This is a genomic window from Bartonella sp. MR110HLJHH (genome assembly GCF_042194225.1).
In the GTDB taxonomy this organism is placed as follows: domain Bacteria; phylum Pseudomonadota; class Alphaproteobacteria; order Rhizobiales; family Rhizobiaceae; genus Bartonella; species Bartonella grahamii.
The window spans coordinates 1-657 of record NZ_JBHIMQ010000096.1; the positions used below are offsets into that span (position 1 = coordinate 1).

A 657-nucleotide genomic window follows, 5' to 3' on the forward strand; every position below is an offset into this window, starting at 1 on the left:
AAATCCATATTTTTCTGCCATTTCTTTTAAAAAAGTAGAATTTGTCATCTTGATTTCCTACATTGCGCGCAATTCACCCGTGGCGTGAATCACGCATCTGTTAAAAGGCTGGTTGGTTGTTAGAAAGTGCTTATACGCTCTGTCTTTTCCTAGGGATATGTTCGGCTTTTCTACTATAACTAATATGTGTGTTGCCTGAAATACATGTGTTACCACACACAACAGCTTCACCACCAATATGAGCTTTTTCACAAATTTTGGCATTGCCGTGAATTTCGGCTATTCCGTAAACTTGCGCATTATCGAAAATATGTGCATTGGATTCAACACAAGCGTTTCCAAAAACATTAGCATTTCCATAAATACGTGCATTACATGAGATACGTGCTCGTCCAAATACTTGTGCATTCTCATAAATTTGAGCATTATTGCAAACCTTTGCCCTATCCCCAACCCAACAATCGCCCTCATGAGAGAGGTTACCTTCATGCTCTATATAACCGCCTAGGTCACCTTTCTTGATGTTTCCAAAGTTTCTCAGTGCACGGATGCGACGAACTAGTCGACGATAGAGAATGTCTATTTCATCAGTAAGTTCATATTTCTTTTCCATGATTACTATTTCTCACGTTCTTCGATTACGGTGGAGCCACTAAT

1 protein-coding gene is annotated in these 657 nt (G+C 39.4%); it reads right to left on the reverse strand.

Annotated elements, in window-relative coordinates; translation table 11 throughout:
- Positions 1–130: 130 nt before the first annotated feature.
- Complete coding sequence (locus ACFIKB_RS09565) at positions 131–613, reverse strand: hypothetical protein (protein ID WP_375647878.1); 483 nt, start codon at positions 611–613, stop codon at positions 131–133.
- Between the last annotated feature and the right edge of the window lie 44 nt (positions 614–657).

Excerpts from the sequence above, each read along its gene's own strand:
- ACFIKB_RS09565 (WP_375647878.1), bottom strand. The coding sequence starts at position 613 with ATGGAAAAGAAATATGAACTTACTGATGAAATAGACATTCTCTATCGT.